This window comes from Mycobacterium sp. 852002-51961_SCH5331710, assembly GCF_001665535.1.
Lineage (GTDB): Bacteria > Actinomycetota > Actinomycetes > Mycobacteriales > Mycobacteriaceae > Mycobacterium.
The window spans coordinates 21765-40300 of the sequence record NZ_LZSQ01000128.1; the positions used below are offsets into that span (position 1 = coordinate 21765).

Sequence of the window (18536 nt, forward strand, 5' to 3'; positions counted from 1 at the left end):
GATCATCATCGGACATTCGAGTGCTGTGACGTCTGACGTCATATGAGATCTCGGAAGAGACGGTCCGGGCGGGTCGGAATCGTCAGTACGGGCGACAAAGTCACCTCTGAAGTCACCGAGCCGGCAGTCCCCCAGGTGCCCCCGACCGGGCGCCAAGCCGCGTGGAACTATCTCGTCTTCGGGCTGAGTAAAAGCTCAGCGCTCATCACCACAGTCATCGTGGCCCGGCTACTCGACCCTGCCGACTTCGGCCTCTTCGCCCTCGCACTGCTTATCATCAACTTCTTCGATTACCTCAAAGACCTAGGTGTCGGCGCGGCACTTGTGCAGAGCCCTGCTTCGTGGAAGCGATTCGCGCCGACCGCGTTGACCCTGGTCACTGCAACCGGATTGATCGCGGGTGTAGCACTGGCGGTCGCGGCGCCGCTGGCGGCAACATTGCTCGGGCAGCCCGAACTCACATCCATGGTGCGGGTTCTCAGCATCGCCGTCACCATCTCCGCCGTCGGTGTCCTTCCGGCCGCCTTGCTGCGCCGACGGCTGGATTTCAAGAGCAGGCTCTGGCCCGAGTTCATCGCCGCCGTCGTCAAGGCCGCGGTGACGATTACGTTGGCCGCCACCGGCTTCGGCGTTTGGAGCCTGGTCTACGGACAACTCATCGGAGCTGTCGCACTTACCGTCCTGTATTGGTGGGTCGCCCGCAACCCCATCAATTACGGTTTCGATACCCACGAGGCTCGGCAACTCGTGGGATACGGCCTCTCCGTCACCGGTGTCACACTTCTTGCCTTCGGCATCGCGAACGTCGACTACGCCGTTGTCGGTTTACGACTCGGCGACACCGCGCTCGGGTTGTACACCTTGGCATTTCGGATACCTGATCTACTCGTGTTGAGCCTGTGCATTGTCATAAGCGAAGTCCTGTTCAGTTCCCTCTCCCGCCTCCAACACGACCGTCAGCAAGTTGGCGAGCATTATTTGCAGGTAGTGACAATCGTCGTGCCTCTGACTGCACCGATATGCGTCGGGCTCGCCGCGGCCGCACCTGCGGTCATCGGCACCCTTTACGGACCGGAGTACGCAGATGCGGCACCGGTGTTGGCGGTCTTGGCGATGTACGGGCTCATCCATTCGGCCTCCTACCACGCCGGCGACGTGTTCAAGGCCATTGGGCGCCCCGGGCTTTTGACAGCCACTGGTGCGGCAAAGCTCGCCCTGCTCATCGGCCCGATCTGGTGGGCAGCCGGCAAAAGCATCGTCATGGTGGCCGTGGTGCTGTTGCTCGTCGAACTGGTGCCGCTGGTGGCCAACATGATTCTTGTGCGTGCCGTGACCGGGCTACCGATGGGACGGCTCATCCTCGCGACTCTCCGCCCGATGCCCGCGGCGGCGGTCATGGCGTTCGCGATGGTGGGCATCGTGTACGCAACCGGCCAGTGGCCAGCGCCCATTCAGCTGACTCTGGCCATGCCGATCGGGCTAGTCTGCTACCTGTTGATGCTGCGGCTCAGCGCACGCGGGCTCTACGAGCAGGGAATATCGGCCGTTCGCTCGCTACGTCAGCGAACGGCTGCTCCCCTGAGCGAGCCCGAACCGGGGAAGGACACATAAGTGGTCAGGAAGTTTTCGGGCCGGCGATGGACGGTTGCGGCCGTATGCGGCGTCTTGGGGATGATGGCCGGAGTCTTGATCGGCTACGTGGTACTCGGCGAATCCAAGAGATTCGCCGCGCAAGCCACGCTCGCCATGCTGCCGGCCTCTTACATTCCGACCAGCGAGGCCGCCCAGTACTGGGATGTTCTCAATCAAGGCCAGGCGACGCGTTCTGCAGCCATCGTCTTCGGTCAGAGCGCTTGGCTGCAGAGCGCTGCAGCCGCAGCGAGCGTGCCCGCTTCCGAACTGAGTCTGTCGGCGGGCGCAGTGCGTGACACCACCCTGATCGACGTTTCGGTCGAGGCCGACTCGCCCGAGGTCGCCGAGTCAGCATTGAGCTCGGTCCTCAGTGACGCGAGCGGACCTGCGACCACAGTCGCAGGTCCATTCCGTCTCGAGGTGGTCAAGCCCCCGGCCGGCAGCGCTCAATCGATGGGCCCGAGCGGCGTACAAGTCTACGGCGCAGCGGGACTCGCCGGATTGGCGTTCGGTGTGGGAGTTGGATTGCTCGCCGGCCGACGGGCCGAACGCAGGCATTCGGAAGATACGGATCACGCCCGTCATTCCGCCGGATCGCACCACACAGACAGCGCTCAACAGACTGCCCACACCGAACCCATTTCATCCGACATACCAACGCGGTGATGCCGACCGTGCCCGACAAGATCGCCGGGTTGGCGGGGCGGAGTGCAGTTGTCGGCGGCGCGGCGGTCTGCGCGGCCGTGGTGATCGCGGCGTCGGCGATCATCGGCATCGCCCCGATTCTCATCGTCATAGGCGTGCCGGGCACGTTGGCTGCCGCGGTCTACCTCGTGCGGCGACCGCAGTGGGCCGCGGTGGCGATGGTCGTGATCGAGGTGACCAACATCAGTGGCGTGGTCGGTCCCCGGGGGCCGGTCTCGCTTTTCCGCATCTCCCTCTTGATCGGCCTGATCACCCTGGGCCGCGCGCTGTTGGATCCGGCCTCCCGCAGTCGTCTCAATCGCTGGACACTGGTGTTCATCGCGCTCGTCGGGTTCTTCTTGACGACTCGATTCTTGGCATCGGTTGGCGCTCAGGACGTCGCCGCTGCATTCGGCCTATTGAAGAACGAAGTCGCTGACCTCGTCTTCGTCGTGGTCGTCATGATGCTGATCCAGATGACCGAGCGGCAGTGGGCTGTCGCCGCTGCGGTGGTGATCTCACTCGCCGCGATCAGTGCGCTGACCGTGTTGAACGAGGTCTTCTTCAGCGGGGCCATGTCCTTCGGTGGATTCGCTACGGTCACCGAGGCAAGCGGGGAGCTGGTCACCACCCAGCGATACGGGGGGCCCCTTCCCGACTCCAACTTCTGGGGTCGACACCTCATCATGGGGCTGCCCTTGGCGGGCGCGCTCGTCGTACGCGCTCAGCGCGACGGCCAGCGGCGGGTCGTGATGGGTTGGGCAGTGGCGATACTCAGTCTGTTGGCCGGCGTGTACCTCACTCAGTCCCGCGGCACGTTCATCGCTACGTTCGTCGTCCTCGCCATCTGGACCCTACTCAGCGGGCCGGCGGCGCGGCGCGCAGCGATCAAGGGGTTACCCGTGGCCGTGCTCCTCCTGCTCGTACCCGGCGTCGGTAACCGACTCCTAGCCCTGCTGGCCGACGTCTATGGGTCGCAGCCGAGCTATTCCATCGATCCGTCTGTCGCGAGTCGGATGGCTGCCGGTGAGGTCGCTTGGGCGATGTTCGACGACCGCCCCGTATTCGGTTTCGGTCCCGGCGGTTTCCAACTACAGGTCGAGCGCTATTCGGGGCTCGTGCCGACGGCCGTGACGAATCCACCGACGGCTGCAGCGCACGACTTGTATGCACAGATGGCCAGCGAAAGCGGCGTGGTTGGCCTGATCGGGTGGGCGATCCTGGTCCTTGGGGTCGTCCTGAGTATCGGGATCCGGGTGGCACAACTCGCGCTGCAGTCCGAAAGCGCCGAACGTTCGCTGGCGGCCGCGGCGCTGGCCGCCATCGTCGGTTGGTCGGTTGCGAGCATCTTCATCCACCTGTCATATCTGCGGACCTTCGGCATCCTCCTCGCGTTGGCCGGTGCCATGGCCGCGCAAACGGGGAGCCAGTGGCGGGAACCCCTAAGGGATTGCGTCAGAACCGTCGCAGCAGCCGGTGCCGCATCTTTGCTCGGGATGGTGGTCGCAGCCATCTGCCTCACGGCGACAGCCACGCGAACGCACACCGCAAGTCAACGGGTGACGCTGCAACCCGGGAGCGATATCGACTACGGCTACGCGTATGTGCTCGACGTCCGCAGCCGCGAGGTCGTGCTACCGAGCTACGCCGCTCTGATGGTCGCCGATACCCCCCAAACCTCGGCGGTCGCCGACACCGTACGAGGAATCATCACGATTACCGTGACCGCGTCTGGTCCAACCGCCGCGCGCGAGGAGTTGGACCTCGCGCTAGCCCACGCACGGGCCAGCCTCGCGAGGTTCAACGCCGACTCCTTGTACGTCGTGGAGCCAGTGGGCGAGACCATCCAACGTGAGGAAGACGAGCACTCGCTACTCGCAAGCACTTCAGCACTTGCGGCCGGCTCGTTTGTGGGGTTGGGCGCGTTTCTCATGCTGCAGCGCCGGGCGCGAAGGTCGCACATCGCGAGTCAAGCCAAGTCTTCGCCATCTCCACTTCCGACTCGCTGATCGATACCGACACGACGGCCTGAGTATCGTGGCTTCGAGACAGTAGTGCGGATGAGGAGTACCCCCCCAATGCAGGTGATGGGTCGGTCCAGTTCCGCGCTGCCCATCGCCATGGGGCTCTGCTTGATTCTCGTTCTGTCGATCAGCACATTCATCGCATTCGACCCGACAACGCAGCCGAAACAGCCGTTCGCAGACGACAGTCCATTCCGAACAACGGTCCCGTACGACGCTCGAGTCGACCCGAACAGCGCCGCGATGGTGGCGCGGCTTTCCAGAGATGGTGCGATCTACGCCAACCTCGTCGAATTCGGCATTCCCATCTATTCAGCAGACGACGAGACCCCGCGTTGGCGCGTGGCATGCAGGATCAAAGGTTGGGGTCCGTGCCCATTCGATGGCCATACCGTGCCGATCCCCGACGATGCCTCCCCGTCCCCCGGGTCCGATGGGGCGATGGTCGTGATCGACCACGACAGGCGCCTTCTCTTCGAGTTTTGGCAGGCGCGTCGCCAGGGAGACCGATGGTCGGCGAGCTTCGGCGCGGTCAACGAACTCGATGGCTCCGGCTGGGGGACGTATGACAACGGTTTCAGCACCGCCTCCGGCGCATCCCGCCTGGGGGGCGTGATCCGCGTTGACGAGATGCGTCGCGGCGTCATTCCGCACGCGCTGGCGTTGCAGAGCGACAGTGTTTGCGCAGACGTGTTCCGCGCGCCTGCCGTCAAGACCGACGGAACGTATCGCGGCTTCGACTGCATACCGGAGGGAGCTCGCATTCGTCTCAGCCCGGACGTCGACATTGACGATCTCGACCTGACACCCGCGGGACGGGCGGTCGCTCAGGCACTGCAGGTCTACGGAGGCTACGTCGTGGATTACGGCGGGGCTCCACTCAGCGTGTCGTTCGAGCGCGACCCAGCGGCGCCACACCATTCGCCAGGTGAGACGTACACACGGCAGGGGATGCCATGGGACTACAGCCGCATCGAAGGAATCCCCTGGCAACAACTCGAGGTTTTGGCCTGACGACGCGTTCGAACAACCGCGAGTTGGTCCGCCGAACGGCCCGTGCTGACTAACATTTCGCCAGCGGGGGGATTCTTTCCACCCTGGGAACCTCACTCCTATGCCCGGGTGCGTTCCCGAAGCGCCACTCGGCGGGACAGCCGCCGGCCATGCCCAGGAGGTTGACTTTGTCGGAGCCGGTACCAGCCGTCGGCGCTGCGCGATCGCCGAGCCCGATACGGGTGTTGATGGTGCTGGATTCGTTCAGCTTCGGCGGGGCCGAGAATCTCGTTGCCGAGCTGGGGTTGCACGCTCCTGCTTCGATGACGATCTCCGCCGCCAGCCTTGCGCCTCCCGTGGGTCCGCGAACCGCCCTTTTCGATCGCATCGCAGAGGCTGGTCTCGAACCGATCTATCTCGGGGTGAAGAGACTTGCAGACATCGCCGGCTTCCTACGCCTGGTTCGCACATTGAGAAAGGCGCCGGTCGACGTCGTGCACGCCCACCTCGGATATTCGGCCATTCTCGTGACGCTCGCCGGCTACTTGGCACGCAAACCGGTCGTCGCCACCCTGCACCTCATCCCACAGAAGCACTCCAGTCGGAAAGAGTGGCTCAAAGAAAGGCTCTCCGTGCGCCTCCCCGGCCGGCTGGGCCGATTGGTCTTGGTGTCGCAGTACGCCTTCGACGAGTACGCCAGGCTGCACGGACCGGCCCGAAAGACCTGGCGGATGATCCCGAACGGCGTGGACACCGAGCGCTTCAGCGTCGCGCGGTCTGAGGGCGAGCACGACGGCCCCGTCTGGGCGTGCGTCGCGGCTCTGAGGCCGGACAAGAACCACGCCGATCTTCTCAGTGCGTGGCACCAAGTCGTCGCCGCCCATCCAAGGGCCCGACTGCTGATCGTCGGCGACGGCCCCGCTCGACCATCCATCGAACGCACCATTTCCGAACTCGGGCTGAGCGATTCGGTCGACCTCTTGGGTCGCCGAGAGGACGTCGACACCATTCTCGCCAGGGTCGATGGAGTTGTCTCCGCATCAGTTGAGGAAGCCCTTCCGACCGCGCTCCTCGAAGCCGCCGCCTGCGGGCTGCCGGTCGTAGCCGCCGATGCGGGCGGCACCCGCGAGATCGTCATCGACGACGTCACCGGTCGACTCGTTCCCATACGTGATGTCGCTGCTCTCGTCGAGGCGTTGCTCAGCACTATCGGAGATCCCTTGCGAGCCAACGAATACGGACGCGCAGGCCGGGAGTTGGTCGAACGCAAGTACTCGATGACCAGTTGGATCGCCAACCTGAACCGCCTCTACGACGAGGTGACCCGTGGTGTCTGACACCAGCTCTGCGCCATTGACGGTCGCCCATGTCATCCACTCCCTGGGTGCCGGCGGAGCTGAAGCGGTGCTCGTGGAACTGGCGCGCGTTGCTGCAACGGCGGGTCTGCGAACGGTCGTGATCGGTCTCTCGGACGCGCAAGCTCCCGATGGCATCGACAACCGGGTCGTACCCCTGCTGCGCGAGCAAGGTGTGGTCGTCCACGAGTTGCATACTTCGCGGTACGACCCGTTCTCCGCCTTACGCATCGCGCGGATCTTGCGCGCGGAACGGGTGAGTATCGTGCACACCCACCTCAAGCACGCCGACGTGGTCGGCGGCCTCGGTGCGCGGCTGGCCGGCGTGCCGTCGGTCTCGACCCTGCACGTGATCGACAAGGCGACCTCCCGCGCACACCGGCTCCGGGTCCGGGCCGCCTTGAGCGCCAGGCGGCGGTTGGCACGCACCGTCATCGCGCTATCGGAGGCTCAGCGGCATTGGTACCAAGAGTTGGCAGGAGAACACGCGCCGATCGCCGTGCTCCCCAACGGAGTGAACGAACCGATGACGACGCGCGAAAGATCGGCCGTGCGAGCCGACATCGGTGTACCAGAGGACGCAGTCCTGGCACTCTGCGTCAGCCTCCTACGTCCCGAGAAGGGGCACACGGATCTACTGGAAGCCATGCGGGTCGTACCCACCGAACTGCCACTTGAACTCGCACTCGCCGGCGACGGCCCTCTGCTGGATCAGATCAGCGCCACGGTTGATGCGGATCCGGCGCTGCGCAGCCGGGTGCACATACTCGGATTCCGTAGCGACGTCACTGATTTGATCGCCGCCAGTGATTTCGTCGTTCATCCCAGCCGGGAAGACGCACTTCCCACCGCGCTGATCTCCGCCTTGGCCGCGGCGCGGCCGATCGTCGCGACCACCGCGGGGGGCATCACTGACATCGTCTCGCCCGACTGCGGGATTCTTGTCGAGCCTCGCGCTCCTGACGCGCTCGGTGCAGCGATCGTCGAGATGAGCCAGATCGTCAGCGACGATGAACCGACCCTGCGCCGTCTGCGCAGTTCGGCCCGACAGAGGTACGACGTAAAATTCAGCGCCGAACGATGGGCACGCGGTCTGCGCGCACTCTACGAACAGGTCATCGAAAACCAAAGCTACACCGAGGATCCACCGCGTATCGCGCTTGTGCAGTTTCAGCCCTCCGGTGGTCTCTTCCATTTCGCGCTACAGCTCGGTGAAGGTCTGGGTCGCGCCGGCGCGAGTGTCGAGATGATCACCGGACCGCGGCCGGAATTCTCGTCTCGAGAGCCAGCCTGCAGTATCCGGAGCATCTTGCCCACGTGGCATCCCAACGCCGGTGAGGATGTGCCGGATTGGTGGCGCCGGGCGCGTCGCGGTGTGCGAGGCGGTCAACACACGATTGCTTGGATCGTCCTGATCGGCTACTTGATCGTCAAGCGGCCCAACGTCATCGTCTGGTCGTATTGGCAGTTTCCGCTGGATGGCCTCGGCGTGCAGATCATCCGGCGCCTACTTCCGCGGGCCGTCCTGGCCTTGATCTCGCACGAGCCCCGACCTCTGGTTCGGCGGCGCGACCAGGAAGGCATGTACCACACCGCCACAATGACTCGAAGGGCGCTCGCGGGAGCATACGCTGATCTCGACGTGGCGTTCGTGCTGGGCGAGACGGCGCGCGAGGCCCTAGCGGAGACGTGGCCAGTGAGTGCGCCTGTATACGTCATCCCACACGGTGACGAAGGACTGTTTCGCGCATCAGTCCCCCCTGTTGATGCGACCGCGCCGGTGGTATTGGCGTTCGGAACGATCACCCGATACAAGGGCACCGACACCCTATGCGAGGCATGGCCACTCGTCTTGCGAAAGCTCCCCCAAGCGGAACTGGTCATCGCCGGGGCCGTCGACAGCGATATCGACAAACCCGAACTACAGGAGCGTCTTTCGAAACTGAAGAAGGTCCGCGTAGCTCTGGGCTATGTCGCCAGCTCCGACGTTTCGTCTTATTTCGCCCAAGCCCGTTGCGTTGTGTTGCCCTACAAACGCAGCAGCCAGTCCGGCGTCGCTCATTTGGCGCACACATTCGCCCGTCCGGTGGTGGCGTCGCGCGTGGGCGACATCCCGTCGGCAGTCGAGGACGGTGTGTCGGGTCTCCTTGTGCCGCCGGAGGATCCTGAGGCGCTCTCCGAGGCATTGATTCGATTACTTTCCGACCCCGACGAGGCACGGCGAATGGGGGATGCGGGGGCGAAGGCGCTTTCGAAGCGTGCCTCCTGGGACGAAGTTGCCATCCAGTTCCTTCGCGGCCTACCGAACGAACGACGGTGACGGGAGGAATCAGCTGTCGCCGAGACCGAACGCTCTGTCGTATTGCGCGAACACCGCCTTTCGCGAATATTCACCGGAGAAATGCTCGAGCGCGGCCGTGGACAACTCAGCATTGCGGCGAACGTCGGTGGTATCGAGCATTTTTCGGGAGAAATCGGCCGCATCGTCAGTCACAAGAAGTCCGTGTTCGGCTCCTGCCGCCACGCCTTCCGCACCGACCGAAGTCGAAACGATCGGCACGCCTGCGCCAAGCGCTTCGATGATCTTCAGCTTGACGCCTGAGCCGAATCGGAGCGGATTGACCAGCGCGGCGGTGCGCGACAAGAGATCCGTCAGCTGCGGCACGTAACCGGTGAGGGTCACGCTGTTCGCATACCGAGACGCCAACGCAGCCAAACCGGGCCGCGGGTCACGGCCGATGACAATCAGTTTCGCGTCAGGGCGCCTGGCGAGCACGAGAGGCCAGATCTCCGCGAGGAAATGTTTGAGCCCGTCATCGTTGTGGGTCAACGAAAGTTGGCCCAAAAAGGCGAAGGTCGGTGCACCGCGATAATCGCGCACGGGTGGCGGGCGGACTCCGAGCAGCGGAGGTATCGCCCGGACCCGGGTGTCGTCGATACCACTGCGTTCACGGAGCATTTCCGCCTCTTGGGCGTTGATCAGAAGCGTGGTATTGAAACGGCGGGCGACGCGGTCTTCACTTCGTCTCACGAGGTGCTGTTCGAGGTGTAGGAGTGCGCGCTGGGACGGCTGCCAAGTGGCCAGTGGTTGGAACGCCTCGGGAACGTGATCTCCGAAGTTACCCAGCGCCTGGAGTTCAATGCCGGGGTAACGCTTGGCCGCTTCAAGCATCCTGCGGTAGCGCTCTGAGAACAGATCGTCCAGATAGCAGACCGAGCGCACATCATCATCGGGCGCATGTTGAGCCATTCGGACCGTGTCGTAGACGACCAAGTCGGGTTCGATCTCTTCCAAAGTTCGGCGGATGGCGTCTCGGAGATGACGCGTATGCAAGAGCGCCTCCTGCATACTGGACCGCCCGGCCAGGGTCCTCGTGCAGAGGCTCACGATCGCCGCACGACCGCTCGGCTTCTCGACGCGCCGAAGTTCTACCGGAAACTCGCGGCTGTTCTCTCCGCCCACGATGACGTAGTACGTCTGCTCAGCACCGAATCGTTCGGCGAGATAGTCGACGAATCCAGCAAGAACGACCTTCTTGCCAGCATCGGTGGGATAGGGGTCGACAGCGCTGATCAGTGCGACGGACGCCGCCATTCAGTTCCCCCGTCACTCGCAAGACAATCAGCACAGCGGGCTCGCCGGCCCCACGACTCTGTGCGCACCATAGCCGAAAGTCATCTGGATCCCCGTGGGATCCGGCGCGCATCGGATCTGCCACGGCGTCCTGAGGCATCAGCTCGCAGTCGGATCCACCGGGATCTCGACGGTGGCCACCAGCCCTCGGTGATCGGACCCGCGCACGGCCACGGTGTACGCGGACGTCGCCGCGCAGTTGTGCAGCAGCACATGGTCGATGCCGACCACAGGCGGAACCCACGGTCTGCCCGGGTAGCTGCGGGTCAGGCCGGCGCCGGTCTGCTCGGCGGCGTCACGGTAACCCTCGTCCAGCAACAGCCGGAACGGACGCATGTCGTAGGTCGCGTTGAAATCGCCGGCCACGACGACGGCGCCGGACCCCCCGTCGCCCGCTAGGGCCGCAAGCGTCTCGCGCAACCGGGCGATGTCGTCGGAGAACCAGGTCAGCGGCTGCACCAACGGGGCGGCCAGGTGCACGGCGAGCACGGCGACGTCGAACGTGACGCCGGGGATCCGGATCTGAGTGTGCAGCATCGGCATCCGGTAGCCCTCGATACTGCCTGCCCCAACGATCGGATGGCGACTCCACACCCCGATCCCATCGGCCATGGGCCGCGGGTCGATCACCCGGTGACCGAAGACCCGGTCGAGCCCGGCCGCCGACATGGCCTCGGCCGCTTGCGGAGTCAGCTCCTGGACGACGAGCACGTCGGCCGCCGCGGACGCCATGTCCACCAACGCCCGCGCGTCCGCACGACCCATACCGAGGTTGGCGGTCAGCACCCGCAGCGCGGTCGAGGGAACGTCGGTCTTCTCCGGTCCGAGATAGCGGGGTGCGAGAACCGCGATCATCACCACGCACAGCGTCGCAGTCACGATCGTCGCCGCCCAGCGCCGAGCCACCGCGAACAGCAGCATCGAGGCGACGCCGGCGACGGTCAGGTACGGCGACGCCGCGGCGAACGCCAGCACGACCTCGTTGTCGACGGGCAGATAGCGCGACACCAGCCCGGCGAGCGCCAGCGCGAACGCGAGCGCACCGAGCACCGTCGCCGGTACTCGAATCATGTTGTGTCGGAGCGGAGCCCGATCAGCCCAAGCGACGCAGACGCGGCTCGAGATCGCGCTTGAACAGTTCGAGGAACCGGCGCTGGTCGTGGCCGGGGGCGTGGAAGACCAGGTGGTTGAGCCCCCAGTCGACGTAGTCCTTCACCTTCTCGACGGCCTCGTCCGGATCCGACGCAACGATCCAGCGCTTGGCGACCTGCTCGATGGGCAACTCGTCGGCCGCCTTCTCCATCTCGATCGGGTCGTCGATGGAGTGCTTCTGCTCGGCGGTCAGCGACAGCGGCGCCCAGAACCGGGTGTTCTCCAGCGCCAGCTCCGGATCGGTGTCGTAGGAGATCTTGATTTCGATCATCCGGTCGATCTCATCGGCATTGCGCCCGGCGGCCTCTGCACCCTCTTTCACGGCAGGGATGAGCTTGTCCTTGTACAGCTCCTCGCCCTTGCCGCTCGTGCAGATGAAACCGTCACCCGCGCGGCCTGCGTACTTGGCCACCACCGGACCACCCGCTGCGATATACACCGGGATTCCGCCTTCGGGCACGTCGTAGATCGAGGCGCCCTTCGTGCGGTAGTACTCGCCGTCGAAGTCGACCCGGTCGCCCAGCCACAACTCGCGCATCAGCTTGACCGACTCCCGCAACCGCGCGAAGCGCTCCTTGAACTCCGGCCAGTCACCTTCGTACCCGGTGGCGATTTCGTTGAGCGCCTCGCCGGTGCCCACCCCGAGGAAGATCCGGTTCGGATACAGACACCCCATGGTCGCGAACGCCTGCGCGATCACCGCGGGGTTGTACCGGAACGTCGGGGTCAACACCGACGTCCCGAGGATGAGGTCCTTGGTCCGCTCACCGACCGCCGTCATCCACGCCAGCGAGAACGGCGCATGGCCGCCCTCATGGCGCCACGGCTGGAAGTGGTCACTGACCGTCGCGCTGTCCATCCCGTGCTCTTCGGCCGCCACGGCCAGCTCGACCAGTTCCCGCGGCGCGAACTGCTCCGCCGACGCCTTGTATCCGAGTTTGAGTTCAGCCACGGGTTCGTTTCTACTCCCTTGCCTAGGCTCGCGGCATGGCAGCAGCCTTGAGCGCCATCACCGACACCGTCCATTTCGCCTACACGGACCTCGTCAACTGGACGCTCGTGACCGACGAGACCGGCGTGATGCTCATCGACACCGGCTTCCCCGGCAACCGCGACGACGTCCTGCAGTCGCTGCGTGAGCTCGGTTTCGGCATCGACGATCTGCGCGCAATCCTGTTGACCCACGCGCACATCGACCATTTCGGCTCGGCGATCTGGTTCGCCGAGACGCACGGCACGCCGGTCTACTGCCACGCGGCCGAGGTGGGCCACGCCAAGCGGGAGTACCTCGAGCAGGCCTCTCCGGTCGACATCGCCAAGCACATCTGGCGGCCCCGCTACCTCACGTGGTCGGTGGCGATCACCCGCAAGGGCGGCATGTTGCGCGACGGCATCCCCACCGCGCAGGCCCTGACCGAGGACGTCGCGGCGACGCTTCCGGGCACCCCGATGGCGATCCCGACGCCCGGACACACCGGTGGGCACTGCTCGTTCCTCGTCGACGGCGTCCTGGTGAGCGGCGACGCCCTGGTCACCGGGCACCCGCTCTCGACGCGCGGCGGCCCGCAGCTACTGCCCGGACTGTTCAACCACGACCAGGACGGTTGCGTGCGCAGCCTGTCGGCCCTCGGACTGCTCGACACCGAGGTGCTGCTGCCGGGGCACGGGCCGGTGTGGCGCGGTTCGATCCGCGACGCGGCCGAAGCGGCGGCGCGCGCCTAGACCAGCTTCTGGTATCCGAGCAGGAACACCGCGGTCAGGCACAGCCCGCAGGCGATCACGATGGTCGGCATCAGGATCATGGCGTCGAGTTCGTCGTCGTCGAGCACATCGCTCTCGAACCGGCCGAACAGCACGCGCGCCAGGCCGGTCCGGCGAAAGGTGTGCACCATGATCCGGACGGCCTTCGTCTCGCGGCGCCGCCCGATGAACACCCGCGAGGCCACCCCGAACAGGAACGTCAGCAGCCCGGCCGCAACCAGCAGCCAGCCGACCATCGTCTGCGATACCGCCACCATCACCCCCGGCGCCGCGCGGCTCATCGTGCTTCGCCGACGCCGGGGCCCAGCCTATAGGCCTGTCTGAAGGCCCAGGTGATCTCTGAGCGTGGAACCGGTGTACTCGGTGCGGAAGCTGCCCCGCTCCTGCAGCAGCGGCACCACCTTGTCGACGAACTCGTCGAGTCCGCGCGGGGTCAGGTGCGGCACCAAAATCAGCCCGTCACAGGCATCGGACTGCACGTGCAGGTCGATCTCGTCGGCGACCTCGGCGGGCGTGCCGACGAACTGCTGCCTGCTGGTCACCGCGATGACGAGTTCTCGGATCGAGAGGTGCTCGGCCTGCGCCCGTTCCCGCCACGCATTCGCGAGGGCCTTGGGGTCACCGTGACGGACGCGCCCCTGGGTCACGGTCGGATCGTCGGCGGGTTCGACGTCAGGCAGCGGGCCGTCGGGATCGTATGCGGACAGATCGCGTTGCCAGACCTGCTCGAGCATGGTGATCGCGGTCGGGCCGGTGACCTGTTGCCGCCGGATGTGACGCGCCTTCTCGACGGCTTCTTCGTGGCTGTCCCCCAGCACGAAGGTCGCCGCCGGAAAGACCTTCAACTGGTCGGGGTCACGGCCGAACGACTTCGCGCGGTCCTTGACGTCGGTGTAGTACTTCTGGCCGGCCTCCAACGCCGAATGCAACGTGAACAACGCGTCGGCGTGCTGTGCGCCGAACGTGCGCCCGTCGGCGGAGTCACCGGCCTGCAGGAGCACCGGGTGTCCCTGCGGCGGTGGCGGCAATGTCGCCACGCCCCGCACGTCGAACTGCGCGCCGGTGTGTTCGACTCGGCGGATCCGGTCCGGCTCCACGTAGACGCCGCGGGCCGCGTCGGCGACCACCGCGTCGGACGCCCAACTGTCCCAGAACTTCCGCGCGACGGTGATGAACTCCGCGGCACGCTCGTAGCGGTGTGCATGGTCGAGGAAGCCGCCGCGCCGGAAGTTCTCGCCGGTGAACGCGTCTGACGACGTCACCATGTTCCACCCGGCACGGCCGTCGGAGAGATGGTCGAGGGTGGCGAATTGTCGTGCCACCTCGAAGGGTTCGTTGAAAGTGGTGTTGATGGTGCCGACCAGTCCCAGCCGTTCGGTGACCGCGGACAGCGCCGCAAGTACCGTGAACGTGTCGGGCCTGCCGACGACGTCGAGGTCATGGATGCGTCCCAGATGCTCGCGCAGCCGAAGCCCCTCGGCGAGGAAGAAAAAGTCGAACAGCCCCCGCTCCGCCGTCCGCGCCAAGTGCACGAACGAGTCGAACTCGACCTGACTTCCCGAGTCGGGGTCGGACCACACCGTGGTGTTGTTGACACCGGGGAAGTGAGCGGCGAGACGAATGGGCTTGCGGTCCTTGCCTTCCCGCGTGCGTACGGTCACAGACCCCACCTCTTGGCGATCAATTCGTGTGAGCGCAGCCGGTCGCTGTGCCGGTGGCACACCGAGGTGACCACCAACTCGTCGGCAGCGGTTACCCGCTGCAGCCTCTCCAACTTTTCGGCGACTTCCTCTGCGTCACCGACGAATTGGGTCTCGGTGCGGTCTCGCACAACGTCGAGCTGCGCCTCGGTCAGGGGCGTCACCGTGTCGGGATCGGGATACGGGACGGCACCGTCGCCGGCGCGGATCGAGTACACCCAGTGGCCGTAGCTCGACGCCAGATGGTGCGCAGTGGCGCTGTCGTCGGCAACCACGATGTCCGCCGAGACCACCACGTACGGTTCAGCCAGTACCGGCGACGGCCGGAACGCGGCGCGGTAGGCGTCGACGGCGTCCACCGCCGTGGCGGGGGTGATGTGATAGCTGGCCACGAACGGCAATCCCCGCTCCCCGGCCACGCGCGCGCTCTGCCCAGCACTGCTGCCGAAGATCCACGGCGTCAGGCCGGTGCCCTCGCCGGGCACCGCTCGAGCGGCGACGCCGTCGACGCAATACCGGCCGCGAACCAGGTTCAGGATGTCGTCGACCTGGCGGTCGAAGTCGGGCGCGACTGCCTCGGGCTGCTGGAGTATCGACATCCGCGCCCGCAACCGCGGATTGCGCATCCGCGCGGCGACGTCGAACCCCGGCGGGATGACGACGCCGTCGCGCTCGCGCCACTCCTGTTCACGCGTGGGCTGCTGTGGCGCATGGTCTTTCAGAGCGTCGCGCCGGCGCTGACCGGACCGCCCTACCCCGAGGTCGATGCGGCCGGGGTGCAACGCCTCGAGCGTGCCGAAGGACTCGGCCACCGCTACCGCGGTGGTGTAACCGAGTTGTACCGCGGCGGCGCCCACCCGGATGCGTTCGGTGGTCGCGGCGATCTGCCCGACGAGCACTGCCGGTTGCGAGCTCGCGACGGCGACGAAGTGGTGTTCGGCCAGCCAGTAGCGCTTGTACCCCCACTGTTCGGCATGCTGCGCGAGGTCGATGGTGTTGCGCAAAGCCGTTGTGGCATCGGCGCCTTCGCTGATCGGCGACAGATCGAGGATCGACAACGGGATCGTCATGACCGCCGCGCTTTCGCATAGCGATTCACCGCGACCGGGAGACCGAGCCGGGAACGCAGCGTCTCGCCGTCGCGGTAGGCGGTGCGAAACACGCCCTTGCCCTGCAGTATCGGCACCACCTCGTCGACGATGACCGGCAGGTCGAGCGCGTGGACCGCGGGACGCAGTCGCACACCGGCGAGCCCGCGGTCGTGCCAGCGCAAGATCTGGTCGACCAGTTCGGTCGGTGTTCCGTCGAACGTCGCCGCGTCCGAGCGGGCGTCGACGACCCTGGAGAACGAGGCGTATACGTCGGCGTACACCTTCAAATCGCTCCCTGCCACTCGTTCGAGCAGGCCGGACAGATCGGCGTCGTCTCGCGGCGTGATGAACACCAGATCGGCGCTGTGCGCGGCGAATTCGTAGGCTTCGGGCGTGTGCGCGAGCGCGGTGACGACGGGCTGGCCCTGCGGTGGGCGCGGAGTGATGGACGGCCCCTTGACCGAGAAGTGCTCGCCGACGAAGTCGATGTAGTGCAGCTTGTCCCGGTCGACGTACCGACCGGACGTCACGTCGCGGATCACCGCGTCGTCTTCCCAGCTGTCCCAGAGCCGGCGGGTGACCTCGACGAAGTCGGCGGCCTCTCCGAACAAGTCGGCGTCGCGCACGTCGCGACGGCCGAACAGCTGCGCCTCGTGGTCCGTGCCGCTGGCACGAACCTGCCAGCCCGCCCGGCCGTGGGAGACGAAGTCCAGCGTCGCAATGGCTTTGGACACGTGAAACGGTTCGGTGTGAGTGACGGTCGCGACGGGCACGAGGCCGACATGCCGCGTCGCCGGCGCGATCCGGGCGGCGACCATGATGGCGTCGGGGCGCCCGGCCAGCCACCGCGGTTCGATGTCGGGACGGCGGCGCCGCTGCGGGGTCAGCGCGTCGTCGAAGGTCACGAAGTCGAGCAGTCCACGTTCGGCGGTGAGCGCCGCGTCGGCCCAGTGTCGTCCACTGATCACCGGCGACCGATCCCGCGTGTGCCGCCACGCCTCCGGGTGCCACCCGTAACCGTCGAGTGCGACGGCAAGGTGGACGTCCTCGCTCATCGCAGCACCTTGACGAACGCCACCGGGAAGACGTCGCCCTCGGCGGGCAGCGGATCGGCCAGCCGCTCGTAGCCGGCCGATTCGTACAGCGCCTCCGCCTCGGGTTGGCGGTCGCCGGTCGTCAGGTAGACCCGCCGATATCCGCGGGCGACGATCCGGGCCTCGAGCTCGGCGAGCAGCGCCTTGGCCAGACCTTGTTGGCGGTGGCGGCTGTCGGTCCAGATCCGCTTGAGTTCGGCGGTGGTGTCGTCGAACCGGCAGAACGCCCCGCCGGTGACGGCCCGGGCGTCGAGCAGCCCGACCACCAGGTCGCCGTGCGGCGGGGCGAACTCATCGGCCGGATGCCCGCGCAGCCACCTGCTCACGGTGTCCTCGGGCGGGCCGTAGCGTTTGGAGTACTCGACGGTCAACTCGGCCATCAGCGGCTCCACCAAGGGGTCGTCCTGGCGGACTGCGACGAACTTCAGCTGGGTCGACACGGGCATCACCTAACTGTCCAACGCGAACCTGGCGCATGCATTCCGGTGCGGCACATCTGCTCATCCTGATCCAAAAAACGCCCACTTCCCCCCAAAACTTGACACGTGTAAAGTTTGGCCGCATGGACAACATCAGGGGCAAGACCATCGCGATCACCGGTGCTGCCCGCGGCATCGGCTACGCGACCGCGAAAGCGCTGTTGGCCCGCGGTGCCCGCGTCGTCATCGGCGACCGCGACGTGGCGCTGCAGGAGTCGGCCGTCGCACAGCTGACCAAGCTCGGTCCGGTGTCGGGTTACCCGCTCGACGTCACCGACCGCGAGTCGTTCTCCGCCTTCCTCGACAAGGCCCGCACCGACGGCGGCGGACGCATCGACGTGCTGATCAACAACGCCGGTGTCATGCCAATCGGCCCGTTCGTCGACGAGACCGAACAGTCGATCCGCTCGACCCTTGAGGTCAACCTGTACGGCGTGATCGCCGGGTGTCAGCTCGTGCTGCCCGACATGATCGCGCGACGCAGCGGCCACATCATCAACATCGCCTCGCTGTCGGGGCTTATCCCGGTGCCGGGACAGGTCGTCTACGTCGGCGCGAAGTTCGGTGTGGTCGGGTTGACGGCCGCGCTGGCCGACGAGGTCGCGCAGCACAACGTCGACGTCTCGGTGATCATGCCGCCGTTCACCAACACCGAGCTGATCTCCGGCACCAAGAGCGGCGGGGCGATCAAGCCGGTGGAGCCCGAGGAAATCGCCGCGGCGATCGTCAAGACCTTGGACAAGCCGAAAACCCATGTCTCCGTGCCGACTCCGCTGCGCTTCACCGCCCAGGCCGCACAGATGCTCGGCCCGCGCGGGCGTCGCTGGCTCAACAACAAGCTGGGGCTGGACCGGGTGTTCCTCGACTTCGACACGTCCGCACGCAAGAAGTACGAGGATCGGGCGCGCGCCGCGCAGGGCGTCGTCGAGGACTGAGC

General features: G+C 66.0%; 16 protein-coding genes. 8 read left to right on the top strand and 8 right to left on the bottom strand.

All coding sequences use genetic code 11. From position 1 onward, the window contains the following. Positions 1-42: 42 nt before the first annotated feature. From A5752_RS25260 to A5752_RS25285, 6 genes are all read left to right on the top strand, one after another. Positions 43-1611 carry a lipopolysaccharide biosynthesis protein gene (locus A5752_RS25260; protein WP_082964064.1) on the top strand — a complete coding sequence of 523 codons (1569 nt, stop codon included), beginning with the start codon at positions 43-45 and terminating at the stop codon, positions 1609-1611. A gap of 60 nt (positions 1612-1671) precedes the next feature. Beyond that, a complete protein-coding gene (locus A5752_RS25265; RefSeq protein WP_067091794.1) occupies positions 1672-2298 on the top strand; it encodes a YveK family protein in 627 nt (208 codons plus the stop codon). Further along, entirely contained in the window at positions 2298-4325 is a 2028-nt protein-coding gene (locus tag A5752_RS25270; protein ID WP_067091956.1) for an O-antigen ligase family protein, read from the top strand. The genes A5752_RS25265 and A5752_RS25270 overlap by 1 nt, the downstream gene beginning before the upstream one ends. 69 nt (positions 4326-4394) lie before the next feature. Continuing rightward, on the top strand, positions 4395-5354 hold the full coding sequence (locus tag A5752_RS25275) for a hypothetical protein (protein ID WP_231983512.1): 960 nt from the start codon (positions 4395-4397) through the stop codon (positions 5352-5354). Positions 5355-5581: 227 nt separating this feature from the next. Continuing rightward, positions 5582-6670, top strand: coding sequence for a glycosyltransferase (locus tag A5752_RS25280; RefSeq protein WP_231983518.1), 1089 nt, complete (start codon positions 5582-5584; stop codon positions 6668-6670). Next, entirely contained in the window at positions 6663-9008 is a 2346-nt protein-coding gene (locus A5752_RS25285) for a glycosyltransferase (RefSeq protein ID WP_286159399.1), read from the top strand. Before A5752_RS25280 ends, A5752_RS25285 begins: the two co-directional genes overlap by 8 nt. Before the next feature lie 9 nt (positions 9009-9017). Here the strand turns inward: A5752_RS25285 and A5752_RS25290 are convergent, their stop codons facing one another. From A5752_RS25290 to fgd, 3 genes are all read right to left on the bottom strand, one after another. Next, on the bottom strand, positions 9018-10283 hold the full coding sequence (locus A5752_RS25290; RefSeq protein WP_067091799.1) for a glycosyltransferase: 1266 nt from the start codon (positions 10281-10283) through the stop codon (positions 9018-9020). 138 nt (positions 10284-10421) lie between these two features. Continuing rightward, the gene (locus A5752_RS25295) at positions 10422-11393 is read right to left on the bottom strand and encodes an endonuclease/exonuclease/phosphatase family protein (protein WP_067091801.1); all 972 of its coding nucleotides are present in this window, start codon (positions 11391-11393) and stop codon (positions 10422-10424) included. A 22-nt stretch (positions 11394-11415) separates the two neighbouring features. Next, positions 11416-12426 (bottom strand): glucose-6-phosphate dehydrogenase (coenzyme-F420), encoded by a 1011-nt coding sequence (fgd, locus tag A5752_RS25300; protein ID WP_067091803.1) that lies wholly within the window; start codon positions 12424-12426, stop codon positions 11416-11418. A 35-nt stretch (positions 12427-12461) separates the two neighbouring features. On the opposite strand from fgd, the gene A5752_RS25305 reads away from it, so the two are divergent. Further along, positions 12462-13196: an MBL fold metallo-hydrolase gene (locus A5752_RS25305; RefSeq protein WP_067091805.1), complete on the top strand. Its 735-nt coding sequence runs from the start codon at positions 12462-12464 to the stop codon at positions 13194-13196. On the opposite strand, the gene A5752_RS25310 is transcribed toward A5752_RS25305, so the two are convergent. The 5 genes from A5752_RS25310 to A5752_RS25330 are packed head-to-tail and all read right to left on the bottom strand — an operon-like array spanning position 13193 to position 17566. Further along, positions 13193-13516, bottom strand: coding sequence for a hypothetical protein (locus A5752_RS25310; protein WP_231983513.1), 324 nt, complete (start codon positions 13514-13516; stop codon positions 13193-13195). The genes A5752_RS25305 and A5752_RS25310 overlap by 4 nt on opposite strands. Positions 13517-13543: 27 nt before the next feature. Next, positions 13544-14896, bottom strand: coding sequence for an NtaA/DmoA family FMN-dependent monooxygenase (locus A5752_RS25315; RefSeq protein WP_067091810.1), 1353 nt, complete (start codon positions 14894-14896; stop codon positions 13544-13546). After that, positions 14893-16005 (bottom strand): LLM class flavin-dependent oxidoreductase, encoded by a 1113-nt coding sequence (locus tag A5752_RS25320; RefSeq protein ID WP_067091812.1) that lies wholly within the window; start codon positions 16003-16005, stop codon positions 14893-14895. Before A5752_RS25320 ends, A5752_RS25315 begins: the two co-directional genes overlap by 4 nt. Continuing rightward, positions 16002-17081 carry an LLM class flavin-dependent oxidoreductase gene (locus tag A5752_RS25325; RefSeq protein WP_067091814.1) on the bottom strand — a complete coding sequence of 360 codons (1080 nt, stop codon included), beginning with the start codon at positions 17079-17081 and terminating at the stop codon, positions 16002-16004. The genes A5752_RS25320 and A5752_RS25325 overlap by 4 nt, the downstream gene beginning before the upstream one ends. Further along, positions 17078-17566 carry a GNAT family N-acetyltransferase gene (locus A5752_RS25330; protein ID WP_067091960.1) on the bottom strand — a complete coding sequence of 163 codons (489 nt, stop codon included), beginning with the start codon at positions 17564-17566 and terminating at the stop codon, positions 17078-17080. The genes A5752_RS25325 and A5752_RS25330 overlap by 4 nt, the downstream gene beginning before the upstream one ends. Before the next feature lie 116 nt (positions 17567-17682). On the opposite strand from A5752_RS25330, the gene A5752_RS25335 reads away from it, so the two are divergent. Then, on the top strand, positions 17683-18534 hold the full coding sequence (locus tag A5752_RS25335; protein ID WP_067091816.1) for an SDR family oxidoreductase: 852 nt from the start codon (positions 17683-17685) through the stop codon (positions 18532-18534). Positions 18535-18536: the final 2 nt, after the last annotated feature.